This is a genomic window from Ruegeria sp. F5 (assembly GCF_056533845.1).
In genome coordinates this window covers 45,024-60,330 of sequence record NZ_JBQFOU010000010.1, presented here as the reverse complement: position 1 = coordinate 60,330, position 15,307 = coordinate 45,024, and the positions used below count along the sequence as shown (strand labels likewise).

Here is a 15,307-nt window from a genome sequence, read left to right as displayed (position 1 = left end):
TATGCCCCGTGGCATCCGCAACAAAACGGCTCAAAGCCTTCACGCGCGACGGCTTCCCCCGCCCCCAAAAAAAAGACCCGCACGAAAGTGCGGGCCGTCTGAGTTCACCGGGAGAAATTACCAATCCATCGGGCCTCGGTCGTGGAAGGCCTCGGCCAGGAAATCTATGAAAGCGCGTACCTTGGGCTGTGTGAAACGGCCTGGCGGGTAGACCGCGTAGACGCCCTGTACCTCGTCTGGCAGCGAGGGCATCGCGTCCACCACCTCGCCGGACTTGATCGCCGAGGCGTAAAGATAGCTGGGCAGATACGCGATCCCCAGACCCGAGATCGCCGCGTTCAGCAGCGACTGGCCGTCATTGACGCTCAGCCAGCCGGCGGTACGGACCTGCCGCTTTTCACCCGACGGCGCGGTCAGTTTCCAGACATTGCCGGAAGACTGGCTGGAATAATGCAGCAGCTTGTGTTCGTTCAGATCGTCGATTTTTTGCGGGCGTCCGAATTTTTCGACATAGCTGGGGGCCACGACCATCCGTTTGACGGTTTCGGTCAGCTTGCGGGCGCGCAGGGTGCTGTCTTCCAGCTCGCCAATACGCACGGCCACGTCGAACCCTTCGGAAATCAGTTCCACGTAGCGGTTGTTCAGCACCATGTTGACGGTGATTTCGGGATAGGCCGACAGGAAATCCGACAGCACCGGCGACAGGTGATTGACGCCGAAATCGGTCGCGACACTGATCCGCAGCAGGCCCGACGGGGCCGATTGCATCGATGTCACCAGCGAATCCGCCTCGCCCGCGTCATTCAGTACACGGCGGGCGCGGTCATAATAGGCCAACCCGATCTCGGTCGGCGAAACACGGCGCGTGGTGCGGTTCAGAAGCCTTGCGCCAAGCCGCGCCTCAAGGCTCGATACGTGCTTGGACACGGCTGATTTGGAGATGCCCATCTTTTTTGCCGCATCGGTGAAGCCACCCTGGTCCACCACATTGGCAAAGGCTTCCATTTCCGTCAGTCGATCCATTCTAGTACCCCAGGCATTGGTTATTGTCCCGACTTTGGCCCCCAATCTGGGCGGAAACGGGGCAGACATGGGATAATATCAGGGATTTAAAGTGGATCGTTTGCAGATGGGAAACGCGGAAACAGTTGCGCGTGATCGGCCAGCCCGCCCTGTCACAACAGGTTTTCTGGACTTTTTTTCTGACGTGCTATGATGAGAATGGCATTTTTGTGACGTGGGAGGAAATCATGAAATCCATTTTAGCCGTTGCCGCGCTGTGCCTGTCCGCCACGTTTGCGCTGGCCGGAGGAGAAACACCATCCAACCCCGACGCCAAAGTCTATTTCGTGAATCTGGCGGATGGCGACACGGTGCAATCACCGGTGACGATTGTCTTTGGCCTAAGCGGCATGGGCGTCGCGCCCGCCGGGACCGAGGCAGAGAACACCGGCCATCATCACCTGCTGATCGACCGCCCACCATTGGGTGAGGGCGAAGACGGCGCGGATGAGCTGGCTTATGGTTTGCCCGCAGACGACAACCACATGCATTTCGGCGGCGGCCAGACCGAGGTGACTCTGGACCTGGCACCCGGCGAACACACGCTGCAACTGGTGCTGGGCGATGCAGGGCACGTGCCGCATGCGACGCCGATTGTATCGGATGTGATTACGATCACGGTCGAATAACCAACAGGGGTTTGTGACCGGCCCTGTGTAACCAGGGCCGGTTTCCTTACAATTCCGCCGCCAGCCGCGTCCCCTGATTGATGGCGCGTTTGGCGTCCAGTTCGGCGGCCACATTGGCACCGCCGATCACGTGGCAGGGGATGCCGCGTTCGGTCAGCGTATCGGCAAGGCTGCGCTCGGAGACCTGACCGGAGCACAGCACAATGGTATCCGCCGCGATAACGGTGGGGTCGGCGCGGTCTTCGCCGAAACTGATATGCAGGCCCGCGTCGTCGATGCGTTCATAATTCACGCCGCCCACGAAATTGACACCCTTCATCTTCAGCGTCGCGCGGTGAATCCATCCCGTCGTCTTGCCCAGCCCCTTGCCATGCCGTTGCGCCTTGCGCTGCAGCAGCGTGACCTGACGGTTGGGGGCCTGCGGCTGCGGCCCTTCCGGTGCCAGCCCCGAGCGATGCTGTTCCGGGTCCGTCACGCCCCATTCCTTCATCCACAGCGGCAGGTCGGTGGTTGCGCTGTGCCCTTCTTCCAGCAGGAACTCGGACACGTCGAACCCGATCCCTCCGGCCCCGATGACGGCGACCGAGGTGCCGACCTCGGCCTTGCCGCGCAGCACGTCCACATAGCTGAGGACATTGTCACGCGCCTGACCCGGAATCTCGGGGTCACGCGGGGTGACACCGGTGGCGATCACCACCTCGTCGAAACCGGTCAGATCGTCGGCGCTGACCTCGCGGTTCAGTTCCACCGTCACGCCCAGATCGGCCATCATGGTGCGGTACCAGTCGACAAGGCCCCAGAACTCTTCCTTGCCCGGCACTTGCTTGGCCATGTTCAGCTGACCGCCAATCTCACCGGCGCGGTCGAACAGGGTGACGTCATGGCCGCGTTGGGCGGCGGTCATCGCGGTGGACAGCCCCGCTGGACCTGCGCCGACAATAGCGAGCTTCTTTGCGGCCGCGGCCTTGGTGATCACCAGCTCGGTCTCATGGCAGGCGCGTGGATTGACCAGGCACGAGGTCAGTTTGCCATTGAAAGTATGATCCAGACAGGCCTGATTGCAGGCGATGCATGGTGCGATCTGCGCCGATTGGCCAGCAATGGCCTTGTTCACGAAATCCGCATCCGCCAGCATCGGGCGGGCCAGAGACACCATGTCGGCGCAGCCGGTCGACAAAACCTCTTCGGCGACCTCGGGCGTGTTGATCCGGTTCGAGGTGATCACCGGGATGCCGACCTTGCCCATCAGTTTCTTCGTCACCCACGCAAAGGCCGCGCGCGGGACGCTGGTGGCAATGGTGGGAATCCGCGCCTCGTGCCAGCCGATCCCGGTATTGATGATCGTGGCCCCGGCTTTTTCGATTTCTTGCGCCAGTTGCACCACCTCGTCATGGGTCGAGCCATTGGGCACCAGATCGATCATCGACAGCCGGTAGATGATGATGAAATCTGTCCCCACCGCCGCGCGTGTGCGGCGTACAACTTCGATAGGCAGGCGCATCCGGTTCTCATAAGACCCGCCCCAGCGGTCCTCGCGCTTGTTGGTGTGGGTCACCAGGAACTGGTTCAGGAAATACCCTTCGGACCCCATGATCTCGACGCCGTCATAGCCTGCCTTTTGCGCCAATCGGGCCGCATTGACGATGTCGGCGATCTGCTTCTCGATCCCGTCCTCGTCCAGTTCATGTGGCGGGAAGGGCGAGATCGGGGATTTCACCGGGCTGGGGGCAACGCATTTCGGCCCATAAGCATAGCGGCCTGCGTGCAGGATCTGCATCGCGATCTTGCCGCCCGCCTGATGCACGCGCTCCGTCACGACCGAGTGGTTCGCCACATCCTTGTCCGAGGTCATCATCGCCGCCCCCGGCAGCACCGAACCTTCAAGGTTCGGACCGATTCCGCCCGTCACCATTAGCGCCACGCCGCCGCGCGCCCGGTCGGCATAAAACTCGGCCACCCGGTTCCAGTCGCCGGTTTCCTCGAGCCCGGTATGCATCGAGCCCATCAGCACGCGGTTTTTCAATGTGGTAAAGCCCAGATCCAGCGGGGCCAGCATGTTTGGGTACGCGGTCATGACGAACTCTCCCTCAATTTCGGCCAAGATTGACGCGCGCGTCAGCTTTGTCACGCGAAACCTAACGTCATGCCCTTTGCCTTTGCCGCGGTGCTTGCTACAGACGCGTCAGACCCTGCTGATGAGGCCGCGCATGACCCCCGACCAGATCGCCAAACTGCCCTATCGCCCCTGCGTCGGGCTGATGCTGATGAATCCGCAAGGCAAGATTTTCGTGGGTCAGCGCAATGATCGCCACGCCGACGCCTGGCAGATGCCCCAGGGTGGCGTGGACAAGGGCGAGGACCCGCGCGACGCTGCCCTGCGCGAGCTGTGGGAAGAAACCGGCGTCACCGCTGATCTGGTCGAGATCATCGCCGAGACCGACGGCTGGCTGCCTTATGACCTGCCTCATGACGTCGTTCCGAAAATCTGGAAAGGCCGGTATCGGGGTCAGGAACAGAAATGGTTCCTGCTGCGCTTCAAGGGCCGCGACGATCAGATCAATATCGAAACCGATCACCCCGAATTTACCCGCTGGAAATGGCAGGACCCCTCGCAACTGGTCGAAGAAATCGTGCCGTTCAAGCGGGAGGTGTATGAACAGGTCGTGGCGGCGTTTGCGGGACACCTTGACTGACGGCTTTATGCATTCTGTTGGGCTTTCAGCCGGACATGCGCATTCTGCCCGGCGCTGTCCAGATCGTATAGATCAGGTTTGGACTGAAGGTATCGCCGCCAGGTGCGTTCGGGCCGTTCGCTGATCTTGATCCCGTAAAGGCGATGCATCTTGGCCCCCAGAATGGTCATCCGCATTCCCGCCCCGTTCTTGCCGTTCGCCACTATCAATTCGCGGATCCGGTGATCCATTTCCCAGCTGCCAGGATTTGACGGCGCTTCAACCCGTGGGGGCGACAATTCGTGGAACTGCGCGCATGAACTGCGAATAAGGGGCGGGGCCTTGGCCTCGCCGATCGCGATTGATTTGACACCGCACTCTCTCAGCCGCCGATGCAGATGTACGAAATCCCCGTCCGAACTTGCGACAACGATGGCGTCAATGTGCATCCGCAGGGCCATGTCCACCGCATCAATGGCCAGCATGAGGTCGGTGGCATTCTTCCCGGTGCCGCTGTGGATCAGATGAAAGCTGTCCGCATTGTGCCAGAGCGCGTTGGTTCGGGCGTTCATGTAGACCCTCGCAACGTCGACCCGTCCCTCTGCCCGCGCGATCTGCAGAATCTCATCGCCGTAACCGGCACCGATATTGTCCCCGTCGACCAATACGACGACCCGCTTTGTCATGCCCGTTTCATTCCCTTGCATCGGTCCGCTTTCCATAGGCTGATTTTGAGGCGGAAATTTGACCTGCCGCTCCGTAGATAAGTCTGCGACAAATCGCTGTGAGGGGGCGTGGCACAGGGCTTTTTGCGTGGCTCAGAGTCTTACAACAACCCTTCAGCGCGCAGCAATTCCTGCATGTTCGCTTCCGGTCTTGGCCCGATATGGCTGATCACCTCACGGGCGCAGACATTGCCGATTCTGGCGCAGGTCTCGTAATCCCGCCCTGTCGCCATGCCGAACAGGAACCCGGCGGCGAACTGATCGCCCGCGCCGGTCGCATCCACCGGCACCACCTTTTCGACGGGCACGTCGATGCGCTGCCCCTCGGACAGCACGGTCACGCCGTCGCCTGACCGCGTACAGACGACCAGCGGGCAGATCGCGGCGGTTTTGGCCAGCGCCTCTTCCAGATCGTCGGTCTCGAACAGCGATTTGATCTCGGCCTCGTTGCCGATCACGAAATCCAGTTCGTTCTCGATCAGCAGCAGGAAATCGACCCGGTGGCGTTCCACGCAGAACGGATCGGAGATTGCAATACCGGCTTTGCCGCCGCCCGCATGGCAGGTCCGCGCCGCTTCCAGAAACGCCGCCTTGCCCTTTTCCTTGTCGAACAGATAGCCCTCAAGGAACATGATCCGGCTGCTGCCCGCCACATCCGACGATACATCGGCCGAAGACAGTTCCGAGGAAATCCCCAGATAGGTGTTCATCGACCGCTCGCCATCGGGCGAGACAAAGATCATCGAACGCGACGTCGGCAACTCGCCCCCGGGCACCGGCGGGTTCACGAAATCGACGCCGTCTTCGTTCATCGCATCGGCGTAGAACCGGCCCAGAGCATCATCATGCACCCGTCCGATAAACGCCGCCTCAAGCCCCAGCGCCCCAGCCCCGGCTATTGTATTGGCGACCGAGCCCCCGGGCGTCTGCACCCGGCCCTCCATCGAGGCATAAAGCACTTCGCCGCGCTCCTGCTCGATCAGTTGCATGATGCCCTTCTCGATGCCCATCAGTTCCAGGAAACTGTCATCGGCCTGGGAAATCACGTCCACGACGGCATTCCCGATGCCGACAAGCTGGTAGGTTTTCATAGGTTCTTGTCCTCGAATTGACAGAGATCACGGATGATACAGGTGCCGCAGAGCGGTTTACGCGCCTTGCAGTGATAGCGGCCATGCAGGATCAGCCAGTGATGCGCGTGCAGTTGGAAATCGGCAGGGATATTGTCTTCGATGGCGCGTTCGACGGCGTCCACGTCCTTGCCGGGGCAGATGCCGGTGCGGTTGCCGACGCGGAAGATATGGGTGTCGACCGCCTGCGCCGGTTGCCGCCACCACATGTTCAGCACCACATTGGCCGTCTTGCGCCCCACCCCCGGCAGCGATTGCAGCGCGGCGCGGGAATTGGGCACCTCGCCGCCATAGTCGTCGACCAGAATGCGGCTGAGCTTGATCACGTTCTTCGCCTTCTGGCGGAACAGGCCGATGGTCTTGATATGCTGGGTCAGCCCCTCTTCGCCCAGATCCAGCATCTTCTGCGGCGTGTCGGCGATCTTGAACAACTCGCGCGTGGCCTTGTTGACGCCCGCATCGGTCGCCTGCGCCGACAGCGCCACGGCGACAACCAGCGTATAGACGTTCACATGCTCCAGCTCGCCCTTGGGTTCGGGGTCGGCGGCCTGAAAACGAGTAAAGATCTCGCGGATCGTGTGGTAATCGAGTTGCTTTGCCATCCGCGCCTTAATGCCGACCGTTAGGCCGCGACACAAGCCCAAAGCCAATGCGCAAGTTCCGGGTCGCGGGGGCGTGGCGCGCGCGCTATGGTTTTGGAAACGACATGAGGTGAGACCGATGAATGTCCAGACCCCCGAAAGCGGATACCATTACAACGTCATGCGCCGGGCCATAGACCTGATCGATCAGGGTGGCGAGAGCCTCAGCCTCGACGAGCTGGCCCGGCAGATGGACATGAGCCCGGCGCATTTCCAGCGCCTGTTCTCGCGCTGGACCGGGGTGTCGCCGAAACGGTACCAGCAATATCTGACGCTGGGCCATGCCAAGGCGCTGCTGCGCGAGCGGTTCACCACGCTCGAGACCGCACATAACGTGGGTCTTTCGGGCAGTGGCCGCCTGCACGATCTGTTCCTGAAATGGGAATCCATGAGCCCCGGCGAATATGCCCTCAAGGGGGCGGGGCTGGTGATCTATTGGGGCTGGTTCGAATGTCCCTTTGGCCCGGCGCTGGTCATGGGTACCGACAAAGGCATCTGCGGCATCGCCTTCGGGGCCGAAACCGGCGAAGAGGCGGCGATGGGGGATATGATCTCGCGCTGGCCGCAGGCGGATTTTGTCGAGGACCCGATGCGCCTGCGTCCCTGGGTTCTCAGCGCTTTCGGTGCGGCCAGTGACCGGCTGGAGCCGACACCGCTGTACCTGATCGGCTCTCCCCTGCAGATCAAGGTTTGGGAGGCGCTGATGCATATCCCTTCGGGTCAGGTCACCACCTATTCCGAGATCGCGCAGCGGGTCGGGTCGCCGCAAGCGGTGCGCGCGGTTGGGACGGCGGTTGGGCGCAACCCGGTCAGCTGGCTGATCCCGTGTCACCGGGCGCTGCGCAAATCCGGGGGGCTGGGCGGCTATCACTGGGGCCTGCCGGTCAAACGTGCCATGCTGGCCTATGAGGCCGCTCAGGCGGATGCCTGAGGAAAATGAGCGAGGCACCCTTGGGTGCCTCACAACCGGATCACTTCGGACTTGAGCTACTCCGCGGCCCAGCCGCCGACAGCCTTGACCTCAAGGAAATCTTCCAGCCCCCAGACACCGCCCTCGCGCCCATTGCCCGAGTGTTTCATCCCGCCAAAGGGCGAGCCCGCGCTGCGCGACTGGCCGTTCATCTCGACCATGCCCGACCGCAAGGCCCGCGCCATGCGGTTGGCGCGGTCGCCGTCTTGCGTCTGAACATAGTTGGTCAGCCCGTAAGGCGTGTCATTGGCGATCTCGATGGCCTCTTCCTCGGTGTCGAAGGGGATCATGGTCAGGACCGGGCCAAAGATCTCCTCGCGTGCGATGGTCATCTGGTTGTTGGCATCGGCAAAGACGGTGGGGCGCACATAGTAACCCTTGTTCAGCCCCTCGGGCCGCCCGGTGCCGCCTGCAACCAGACGGGCGCCTTCGTCGATGCCCTTCTGGATCAGGTCCTGAATCTTGGTCCATTGCACCTCGTTCACCACGGGGCCGATATGGCGGCCTTCGTCCATGGCGGGCCCGACCGCGACCTTGTTCGCAACATCAGCCGCCGTTTCCACCGCCTGATCATAGACCGGGCGCTGCACCAGCATGCGGCTGGGGGCATTGCAGCTTTGGCCGGTGTTGTTCATCATGTGCAGCACACCGCGTTTGACGGCCTTTTCATCGGCATCCGCAAAGACCACATTTGCGCCCTTGCCGCCCAGCTCCAGATGCACTTTCTTCAGCGTATCCGCCGCATTCTTGGAAATCGCTGTGCCTGCGCGGGTCGAGCCGGTGAAGCTGACCATATCCACATCCGGATGGCCCGAGAGTTGCGAACCGACGCCCGCACCATCGCCATTGACCAGATTGAACACACCGGCGGGGAATCCGGCCTCATCCATCATCTCGGCAAAGATCATCGCGTTCAGCGGGCTTTGTTCCGAGGGTTTCAGAACCATCGTACAGCCTGCTATCGCCGCCGCCCCGACCTTGAGCGTGATCTGGTTCATCGGCCAGTTCCAAGGTGTGATCAGCGCGGCCACGCCCACGGCCTCGTAAATGATCCGGTCATTGGGGGCGTGATCGCCCAGAGGGCGCTCGAACTGGAACGCCTTGGCGGCGCGGATGAAGTTTTTCAGGTGATAGACGCCTGCGCCGGATTGCTGGCTGCGCGCCATGTCGATGGGCGCGCCCATCTCAAGCGACATGGCCTGCGCCAGATCCTCGGACCGGGTCTGGTAGATCCCGACCAGCTTTTCGACCCTTGCGATGCGGTCCGCGACCGGGGTGGCCATCCAGCCGGGCAGGGCGGCCTTGGCGGCGGCGACGGCGGCGTTGGTGTCTGCCCCGGTCCCGAGCGAGATGACCGCGCAGGGCTCCTCGGTCGAGGGGTTGATGACCTCGAAATCATGGGCCGATGCCGGGGCGACCCACTGGCCGTTGATGTAGAAATTGCGCTTGTCGATCACGGCGTTTCCTCCCGCCTACTGTGTTCCTTCCGGGTTTTGCGGCCAATGTGTCACCGGGCCTTCGTGCGGGCAAGAGGGGGAAGCGGCGGAATAGTGATGATGGCTTTCGCGCCGGGGTGCTTTAACAATGGCCCAAAGTGTTTACCTTGTCGGCAACCGACTCAGGTTAAAATCAGCAGAGGAGATGCACCATGGGTTTGCGCATCAATGACACGGTCCCGAATTTCACCGCAGAAACGGATCAGGGCACCATTCAGTTCCACGACTGGATCGGGGACAGCTGGGCCATCCTGTTCTCGCATCCCAAGGATTTCACCCCGGTCTGCACCACCGAGTTTTCCGCCGTCGCGCAGTTGAACGACGAATGGGCGGCGCGGGGCACCAAGGTGATGGGTGTATCCGTCGACGGGGTCGAGGACCACAAGAAATGGAAGAAGGATATCGAGGCCTATGGCAACGCTAATCCCGGTTTTCCGATCATTGCCGATGACGGTCTGGCGGTGTCCAAGGCTTTTGACATGCTGCCCGCCGAGGCCTATCTGCCCGATGGCCGCACGCCGGCGGACAGCGCCACCGTGCGGTCGGTGTTCATCATCGGGCCGGACAAGCAGTTGAAACTGTCGATGACCTATCCGATGACCGTGGGCCGCAACTTTGCTGAGATTCTGCGCGCGCTGGACGGGCTGCAAATGTCGGCCAAGGGCGTCGCGACCCCGGCGAACTGGGTGCCGGGCGAGGATGTGATCATCCCGCCTGCGGTGTCGAATGACGAGGCGAAAGAGAAATTCGGCGAGTTCGAGACGATCTTTCCCTATCTGCGCAAGACCAAGGCCCCGTCATAAGGCGGGCCGGGTCAGGGGGGCTGTCTGCCCCCCCATCGCGCCCCAGGGGCGCGATTCCCCCCGAGGATATTTTCAGCCAGATGAAGCAGGCGGGCGCTGGGGGTAGAGGTACAGTTTGCTCCGATATGCGGCGCGTTTGAATTCGCGCGTGAGCTTGTCGCTGAGCGGCGGGCGCGTCTGAATGGTCGAGCCGCCGATTTCCCCGGCCACTTCCCGGTTGCCGCTGCCCAGCAGGGCGTGGATCGGCTGACCGGTCAGCCAGTGCATTTGCAGGAATGTGTCCACCGGGCGGTCGATCTCGTCCGTGGCTTTCAGCAGGCGTTCGGCGGCGCGGCGTCCGACCATCTGGCAGACGCATTGCAGGCCGATGACCATCGGCAGGATCAGGCGCAGCCCGTTCTGTTCGGCAATGGTTTTGGAGGCGATTTCCCGCTGTTTGACCGGAATCCGGATATAGTGATCCGGTGTGGCGATGGGCTGCAGCATGGTCAGAACCCGATTCATGCGGGCGGGATCTATGCGCAGGTCATCTTCGGTAATGATCGCCAGGTCGATCTTTTCGTCCACCATTTTGCGCCAGATGCGGCGGTGGCTTTCGAACACGCCGATTTCGGCGGGCCGCAGCGCGAACGGATATTGCGGGCGGTGCAATGTTCCAAGATGCACGCGGGTATCGGCGATCTGGTCCGGGTCACGCCCGTTCACAGCCTCGAACAGTTCGGCATTTGGCAGGTCTTTGCACAGTTGCTCGGCATTGGGACGCCGGGCCGTGCTGGAGGACATATGGATGATGAAAGATCGCATGCCCCCGTGCATAGAACACGGGGGCAGGCGGGGGAAGCGAAACCGGAGAGAAACACTTCGCCCTGTGGCATCAGAAGTCGTAGCGCAGTCCGAAATTCAGGCTGAACGTATCCAGATCATCCTCGACGGACCCGGTTGATGCGCCGTTCGGGGCCAGCCGGTCGGTTGAGACGTCAAAGGCGCGGGCATAGCGGGCGTCGATGGTGAACGCGGTGTTCGCGCTTATGTCATAGGCGACACCGGCGATGGCCTGAGCGGCGAAATTGGTGTCGTTGTCATTCAGCAGCACGCCGGGCCCGTAGGAAATATCGAAATCCGAATAGGTCACCCCCAGACCAAACCCGGCATAAGGGGTCAGCGGGCCGTCGCGTTTGAAATCAAACAGAATATTGGCAAACAAGGAGGTTTGCGTGACGTCACCCAAGATATTGTTTTCGGGGGTCGGGCCATTGCCGGAAAAGCTGACGCCATCCACATCATTGTCGCGGTAGGATAGCTCCAGCTCGATCCGTGTGCCGATGTTTTCGGTCGACCATTGCGGGATTTCCCGGCCGATTGCCACGCCGAGGCCAAAGCCTGAATCGAAATCCGTATCGACGGTCTGGTTCGCACCGCCGATCGATCCGGAAAAGTCGCTGTCCTGAAGCTGGCTGTAACCGATAAATCCCTGAACATAGGCCCCGTCGGTCAGGCTTTGGGCTGTGGCGGCAGAGGCCGCGAGGGTCAGGGATGCGGCGGCCAGAGTGAGACGGTTAACCATGCTTTTGTCCTTCGATCCGTGGGGTTCCTGATTGAGACTTGGGGGCGTCCGGGACAAAGGAAAGGGGTGCGGCCATCACTTCAGGTCACAGGTTTTTGGATCGGTGTGAGGGCATGGTTTCGCGATTGAAAATGCCGGTCAGCGTTCGGGTGGGGCTACCGCGTCCAGCAGGGGGTCGGACAACAATTCTTCCACGAAAAAGCTCAGAAGCTGCAGGCGGCCCGTTACCCCTGCCTTGCGGTAGACAGCGGCGCTTTGGGCTTTGATCGTGCCGTCTTTAGTCTGCCGCAGCCGGGCGATTTCGGCGATGGACAGGCCCTTTATGGTCAGCAGGGCGACACTGCGTTCGGCGGCGCTCAGCCGCCATTCGTCAAACTGATGCTCGATGATCTGCGCCAGTGCACCGCAGGCCACACCAAGCTGGCGCTGCAGGTCGCTCACCCGCCGGGTCTGCGCCCTGATCAGCGCAATCGTTGTTCCCAGCCCCGCTATCAAGGCCAGCGCGAGGAGCAGTTCAAACTGATGCAGATGCCGGAACCCGCCGCTGTCGCCTCCGGTCCAGTCCATCAGCGCGTCGGTCAGAAAAAAGGCGGCGCAGAGGGCCTGCACCACCAGCAGGAGCCACAGTAAAGACGTCTGAGATATCTTCATGAGGCTCCTTCAGGGTCGCGCGGTCAGTCGTCGTCCTGCTCGATTTCGATGGCCGTCACCACGCCGCTTTCATCGTTCAGAACCAGTTCAGTTTCCACGCCATCCTTGGTGAATTCAACCTCGATCTCGCCATCTTCGAACTCGATCTCTTCGACGGTGTATCCCTGCGTTTCCAGCACGGATCGGATTTCAGCCTCGGTGGTGCCCAGCGTCTCGCCGATCCCGACATTGGCCAAAGCGATAACCGGTGCGGTTGCGATCAGACCGGCGAGTGTCAGCAGTTTGAGGTTTTCCATGTCACATCTCCTGTTTTGTGCGGTTCGATGTGATCCAGGTGGTGGGGGCGCCGCGCCGGTGCGATTGGATTTCGGTTGAAAACGGGGGAATTGGACCAAGGTTTATGCCGGACCGGCGCTTTTAGGTGCAAACCGTCACGCGGCGCGGGCGCTTTCCTTGTGCGGGCAGGTTTGGTCCGGCCGGGCAATCAAATCCGGTCGCAGCATGCGGGCTTCAAATGTTTTCAGGACAGGCAGGGCCGTCGGACCGTATGCTCTTGGGCCGTCTATCAACTCGGGAAACAGCGTGAACAGTTCGCGTTGAGTGTCCGGGGCCATGGCGTTGAGGGTGCATGCGCCGGGGTAGAAGGATTCAGACCAGGCCCCGTTCACATTCACCAACTCGTGCCGGTCAAACAGGATGTGGATGTAGTCGACCCCCTGATCGGGCGTCAGTTGCACAACCGAATGCCCGTCGATCAGCCCTTTGGCCGGGGCCAGCATCACCGGTTCGGAATACATCAACTCCATCCGGGAGCAGGAGACGGCGATCCGATGCTGGGGTGAGATCAGAAGATCGCGGCTGGGACTGTTTGCGCTCAGGCTGCCTGCTTGGATCTGGACGGGACGCAGATGCGGTTGGTGCCGCAATTCCTGCACCGAGAGGTGACTGCGGCCGATCCAGCGTACGGGACGGGCAGTGCCGTCCGCGGTGACGGCAAGATCGCCGGGGCGCAGCGTCTCGATCAGGCGGTCCCCAGATGGCGTCAGGATCAGCGACGCCGAGGTGAAGCAGACGAAAGAGGGCAGCGTATTGTACCCGGTGGTCGGGGCGTTGGGGGCCTCAAAGCTGGTGTCGGAGATCGTGTCGCCCAGCGCAACATCGCCCGAGGTGACGATGATATAGCGCGGGTTCGAGAACTGGATCAGGATGAACGTGACCGGCGTGCCGTTGACCTCGCCACTGTAGCTTTCGAAGGTGCTGAAAGACTGGGTCGAGCCCAGCCCATTGGGCAGCCCGCTCAGATCAATTTGCTGGCTCCCGTCGCTGTCGGATTTTTGCAGAAGCGCGTCATTGTCGGTGATCTCGACGTTATAGCCATTCTGAACATCAACGGAGCGGTTGGAATAGGGGTCAGCGCTGATTTCAAAGACGGTTATCGAGGCCACGGTCGAACAGCATCCCGGTAAATGAGACGATTTAATAAATTTTGAGTCAACTCAACCTATAAGTGTTAAGAATTGGTTTACTTGGGCGTGGCGAAGTCAGGGCACATAAAAAAACCCGGTTGAAACCGGGGTCGGTGGGACAGGTGAGAACCAGCCGGTTCCCACCCTCCCGCATGGCGTGTGGCGGTTTCCGCTACAAGTCTTTGCGCTCCATGCGCCGCCATTCCCGACCCGACACGATCCCCCAGTTTCCCGCGTCATTGGGGCGACGCCAGCGCGGCGTAGCCATTTTCTGAAGCGCAAAGAGGGCGTCGTCGAAGTTTTCGATCTGACGCTCCTCACCCTTGGCACCGACAGTGAAACTGCCACCTCGCGTCAGGCGGGGATGGAAATATGAGCCGTCCGGGGTGGCGCATTGACCGGCAGTCAAAAAGGTTCGAAAGGCACCGACAGAATCTTTTTTGCAGGTCATCTCTCTTAGAGCGCAAGAAGCGTTCTGTCGGATAAATTGCGCCAACTGCTTGTTAATTTTTGGTCAACGTAGGCCACTTGATTTGACAGATTTGACGGATCCCACCTAGTATTCTTAAATTGTTAGCAAGTTTTCATGTCGGGAGTTTAGTCGTTGTGAGCAAAACGGTTATTTCTATTCTGAGTGTCGCGGGTGCTGTTCTGGCATTGTCGAATACTGCCGTGGCTGGAACTGTCACTTATTTTGCCAACGGGCCGGTGGTTGTAGATACAGCGTCCAGTAACGATCTAGTCAACGTGGTTTCCCCTTCTGAATTTCAGTTTCAAGCTACGATCCCTTCGGACATTTCCGTTGGGACAGATATTCGAAACGGAGCCAGTTTTTACAGCGCCCGCTATGAATACCCGGGAACGACTGGCCTTTTGCAAGGTTATGACAGTAGTGGAAACTTTGTTGGGGACTTCGTTGCGGGTCCTCTTGCGGTTTCGATGCTGAACGATTTTCGAATTTCCAGAACTGACCTGACCAGCTCTCCACTTCTGACCTCGATTGGAAATTCGTTTGGCATTTTCGATCTTATGGGATCCAATGACCAAATCTATTTCGACGTATTTGAAATTTTCTTCGGAGTTGTTAATGCTTCCGGTTCAGATCCAGTAACAGGAAGAACATTTCCCACTGACGGTGTCGAAACCGTTCTGCAGATATATATGACTCCAGATACATTTGGAGGAAACGACACGACTTTCAGTTTTTCCGGAGCGTATCAGTTTGCTTTCATCGAACAAATTGAATGGGATCCAAGTGCTAGGCATCCGAATCCGGGTTTGCGTGATAGCACGAATGAGGCTTTTCGCTTCATGGCGACCGCCAACGTAACAACTGACAAAGCTCCGGTGCCTTTACCTGGGTCCGCATGGTTCCTTGCATTAGGATAAGCCGGATTGGTGATAAGAAAGAACATCGCTACCAGAAGTTGAAACTGTTCGGATAGTGGCGTCCGCTTTAGCCCATAATTTTTGCTGGCTTATCATCGTTGGTTTGTTC

17 protein-coding genes are annotated in these 15,307 nt (G+C 60.2%); 5 read left to right on the top strand and 12 right to left on the bottom strand.

What is annotated here, in order from left to right:
* Positions 1 to 117: 117 nt before the first annotated feature.
* Positions 118 to 1,023 (bottom strand): LysR family transcriptional regulator, encoded by a 906-nt coding sequence (locus ACR0K1_RS15865; protein ID WP_480612112.1) that lies wholly within the window; start codon positions 1,021 to 1,023, stop codon positions 118 to 120.
* Positions 1,024 to 1,250: 227 nt separating this feature from the next.
* On the opposite strand from ACR0K1_RS15865, the gene ACR0K1_RS15860 reads away from it, so the two are divergent.
* The gene (locus ACR0K1_RS15860) at positions 1,251 to 1,691 is read left to right on the top strand and encodes a DUF4399 domain-containing protein (RefSeq protein ID WP_480612113.1); all 441 of its coding nucleotides are present in this window, start codon (positions 1,251 to 1,253) and stop codon (positions 1,689 to 1,691) included.
* Between the two features lie 46 nt (positions 1,692 to 1,737).
* On the opposite strand, the gene ACR0K1_RS15855 is transcribed toward ACR0K1_RS15860, so the two are convergent.
* Positions 1,738 to 3,765, bottom strand: coding sequence for an FAD-dependent oxidoreductase (locus tag ACR0K1_RS15855; protein WP_480612114.1), 2,028 nt, complete (start codon positions 3,763 to 3,765; stop codon positions 1,738 to 1,740).
* Between the two features lie 133 nt (positions 3,766 to 3,898).
* On the opposite strand from ACR0K1_RS15855, the gene ACR0K1_RS15850 reads away from it, so the two are divergent.
* Positions 3,899 to 4,384 carry an RNA pyrophosphohydrolase gene (locus tag ACR0K1_RS15850; protein ID WP_480612115.1) on the top strand — a complete coding sequence of 162 codons (486 nt, stop codon included), beginning with the start codon at positions 3,899 to 3,901 and terminating at the stop codon, positions 4,382 to 4,384.
* A gap of 5 nt (positions 4,385 to 4,389) precedes the next feature.
* Here the strand turns inward: ACR0K1_RS15850 and ACR0K1_RS15845 are convergent, their stop codons facing one another.
* The 3 genes from ACR0K1_RS15845 to nth all read right to left on the bottom strand — a co-directional run bounded on the left by ACR0K1_RS15845 (position 4,390) and on the right by nth (position 6,820).
* Complete coding sequence (locus ACR0K1_RS15845; protein WP_480612116.1) at positions 4,390 to 5,049, bottom strand: NYN domain-containing protein; 660 nt, start codon at positions 5,047 to 5,049, stop codon at positions 4,390 to 4,392.
* A gap of 140 nt (positions 5,050 to 5,189) precedes the next feature.
* Positions 5,190 to 6,179: an adenosine kinase gene (locus ACR0K1_RS15840; protein WP_480851258.1), complete on the bottom strand. Its 990-nt coding sequence runs from the start codon at positions 6,177 to 6,179 to the stop codon at positions 5,190 to 5,192.
* Positions 6,176 to 6,820, bottom strand: a complete 645-nt coding sequence (nth, locus tag ACR0K1_RS15835) for an endonuclease III (protein ID WP_480851257.1) — start codon at positions 6,818 to 6,820, stop codon at positions 6,176 to 6,178. The genes ACR0K1_RS15840 and nth overlap by 4 nt, the downstream gene beginning before the upstream one ends.
* A 118-nt stretch (positions 6,821 to 6,938) precedes the next feature.
* Here nth and ACR0K1_RS15830 point away from each other — a divergent pair, with 118 nt between their 5' ends.
* Positions 6,939 to 7,790 (top strand): methylated-DNA--[protein]-cysteine S-methyltransferase, encoded by an 852-nt coding sequence (locus tag ACR0K1_RS15830; RefSeq protein WP_480851256.1) that lies wholly within the window; start codon positions 6,939 to 6,941, stop codon positions 7,788 to 7,790.
* Between the two features lie 56 nt (positions 7,791 to 7,846).
* Here ACR0K1_RS15830 and ACR0K1_RS15825 read toward each other — a convergent pair whose 3' ends face one another.
* Positions 7,847 to 9,286, bottom strand: coding sequence for an aldehyde dehydrogenase family protein (locus ACR0K1_RS15825; RefSeq protein WP_480612120.1), 1,440 nt, complete (start codon positions 9,284 to 9,286; stop codon positions 7,847 to 7,849).
* 191 nt (positions 9,287 to 9,477) lie between these two features.
* On the opposite strand from ACR0K1_RS15825, the gene ACR0K1_RS15820 reads away from it, so the two are divergent.
* Complete coding sequence (locus ACR0K1_RS15820) at positions 9,478 to 10,128, top strand: peroxiredoxin (protein WP_480612121.1); 651 nt, start codon at positions 9,478 to 9,480, stop codon at positions 10,126 to 10,128.
* Positions 10,129 to 10,200: 72 nt separating this feature from the next.
* On the opposite strand, the gene ACR0K1_RS15815 is transcribed toward ACR0K1_RS15820, so the two are convergent.
* From ACR0K1_RS15815 to ACR0K1_RS15790, 6 genes are all read right to left on the bottom strand, one after another.
* Entirely contained in the window at positions 10,201 to 10,932 is a 732-nt protein-coding gene (locus ACR0K1_RS15815; protein WP_480851255.1) for a glycosyltransferase family 25 protein, read from the bottom strand.
* 70 nt (positions 10,933 to 11,002) lie between these two features.
* Positions 11,003 to 11,692, bottom strand: a complete 690-nt coding sequence (locus ACR0K1_RS15810; RefSeq protein WP_480851254.1) for an outer membrane protein — start codon at positions 11,690 to 11,692, stop codon at positions 11,003 to 11,005.
* A gap of 138 nt (positions 11,693 to 11,830) precedes the next feature.
* Positions 11,831 to 12,343 carry a helix-turn-helix transcriptional regulator gene (locus ACR0K1_RS15805; RefSeq protein WP_480851253.1) on the bottom strand — a complete coding sequence of 171 codons (513 nt, stop codon included), beginning with the start codon at positions 12,341 to 12,343 and terminating at the stop codon, positions 11,831 to 11,833.
* 23 nt (positions 12,344 to 12,366) lie between these two features.
* The gene (locus ACR0K1_RS15800) at positions 12,367 to 12,639 is read right to left on the bottom strand and encodes a PepSY domain-containing protein (protein WP_480612125.1); all 273 of its coding nucleotides are present in this window, start codon (positions 12,637 to 12,639) and stop codon (positions 12,367 to 12,369) included.
* Positions 12,640 to 12,774: 135 nt separating this feature from the next.
* Complete coding sequence (locus ACR0K1_RS15795) at positions 12,775 to 13,788, bottom strand: Hint domain-containing protein (protein WP_480851252.1); 1,014 nt, start codon at positions 13,786 to 13,788, stop codon at positions 12,775 to 12,777.
* A gap of 193 nt (positions 13,789 to 13,981) precedes the next feature.
* Positions 13,982 to 14,260 (bottom strand): hypothetical protein, encoded by a 279-nt coding sequence (locus tag ACR0K1_RS15790; RefSeq protein ID WP_480612127.1) that lies wholly within the window; start codon positions 14,258 to 14,260, stop codon positions 13,982 to 13,984.
* A gap of 155 nt (positions 14,261 to 14,415) precedes the next feature.
* On the opposite strand from ACR0K1_RS15790, the gene ACR0K1_RS15785 reads away from it, so the two are divergent.
* Entirely contained in the window at positions 14,416 to 15,198 is a 783-nt protein-coding gene (locus ACR0K1_RS15785; protein WP_480851251.1) for a hypothetical protein, read from the top strand.
* Positions 15,199 to 15,307: the final 109 nt, after the last annotated feature.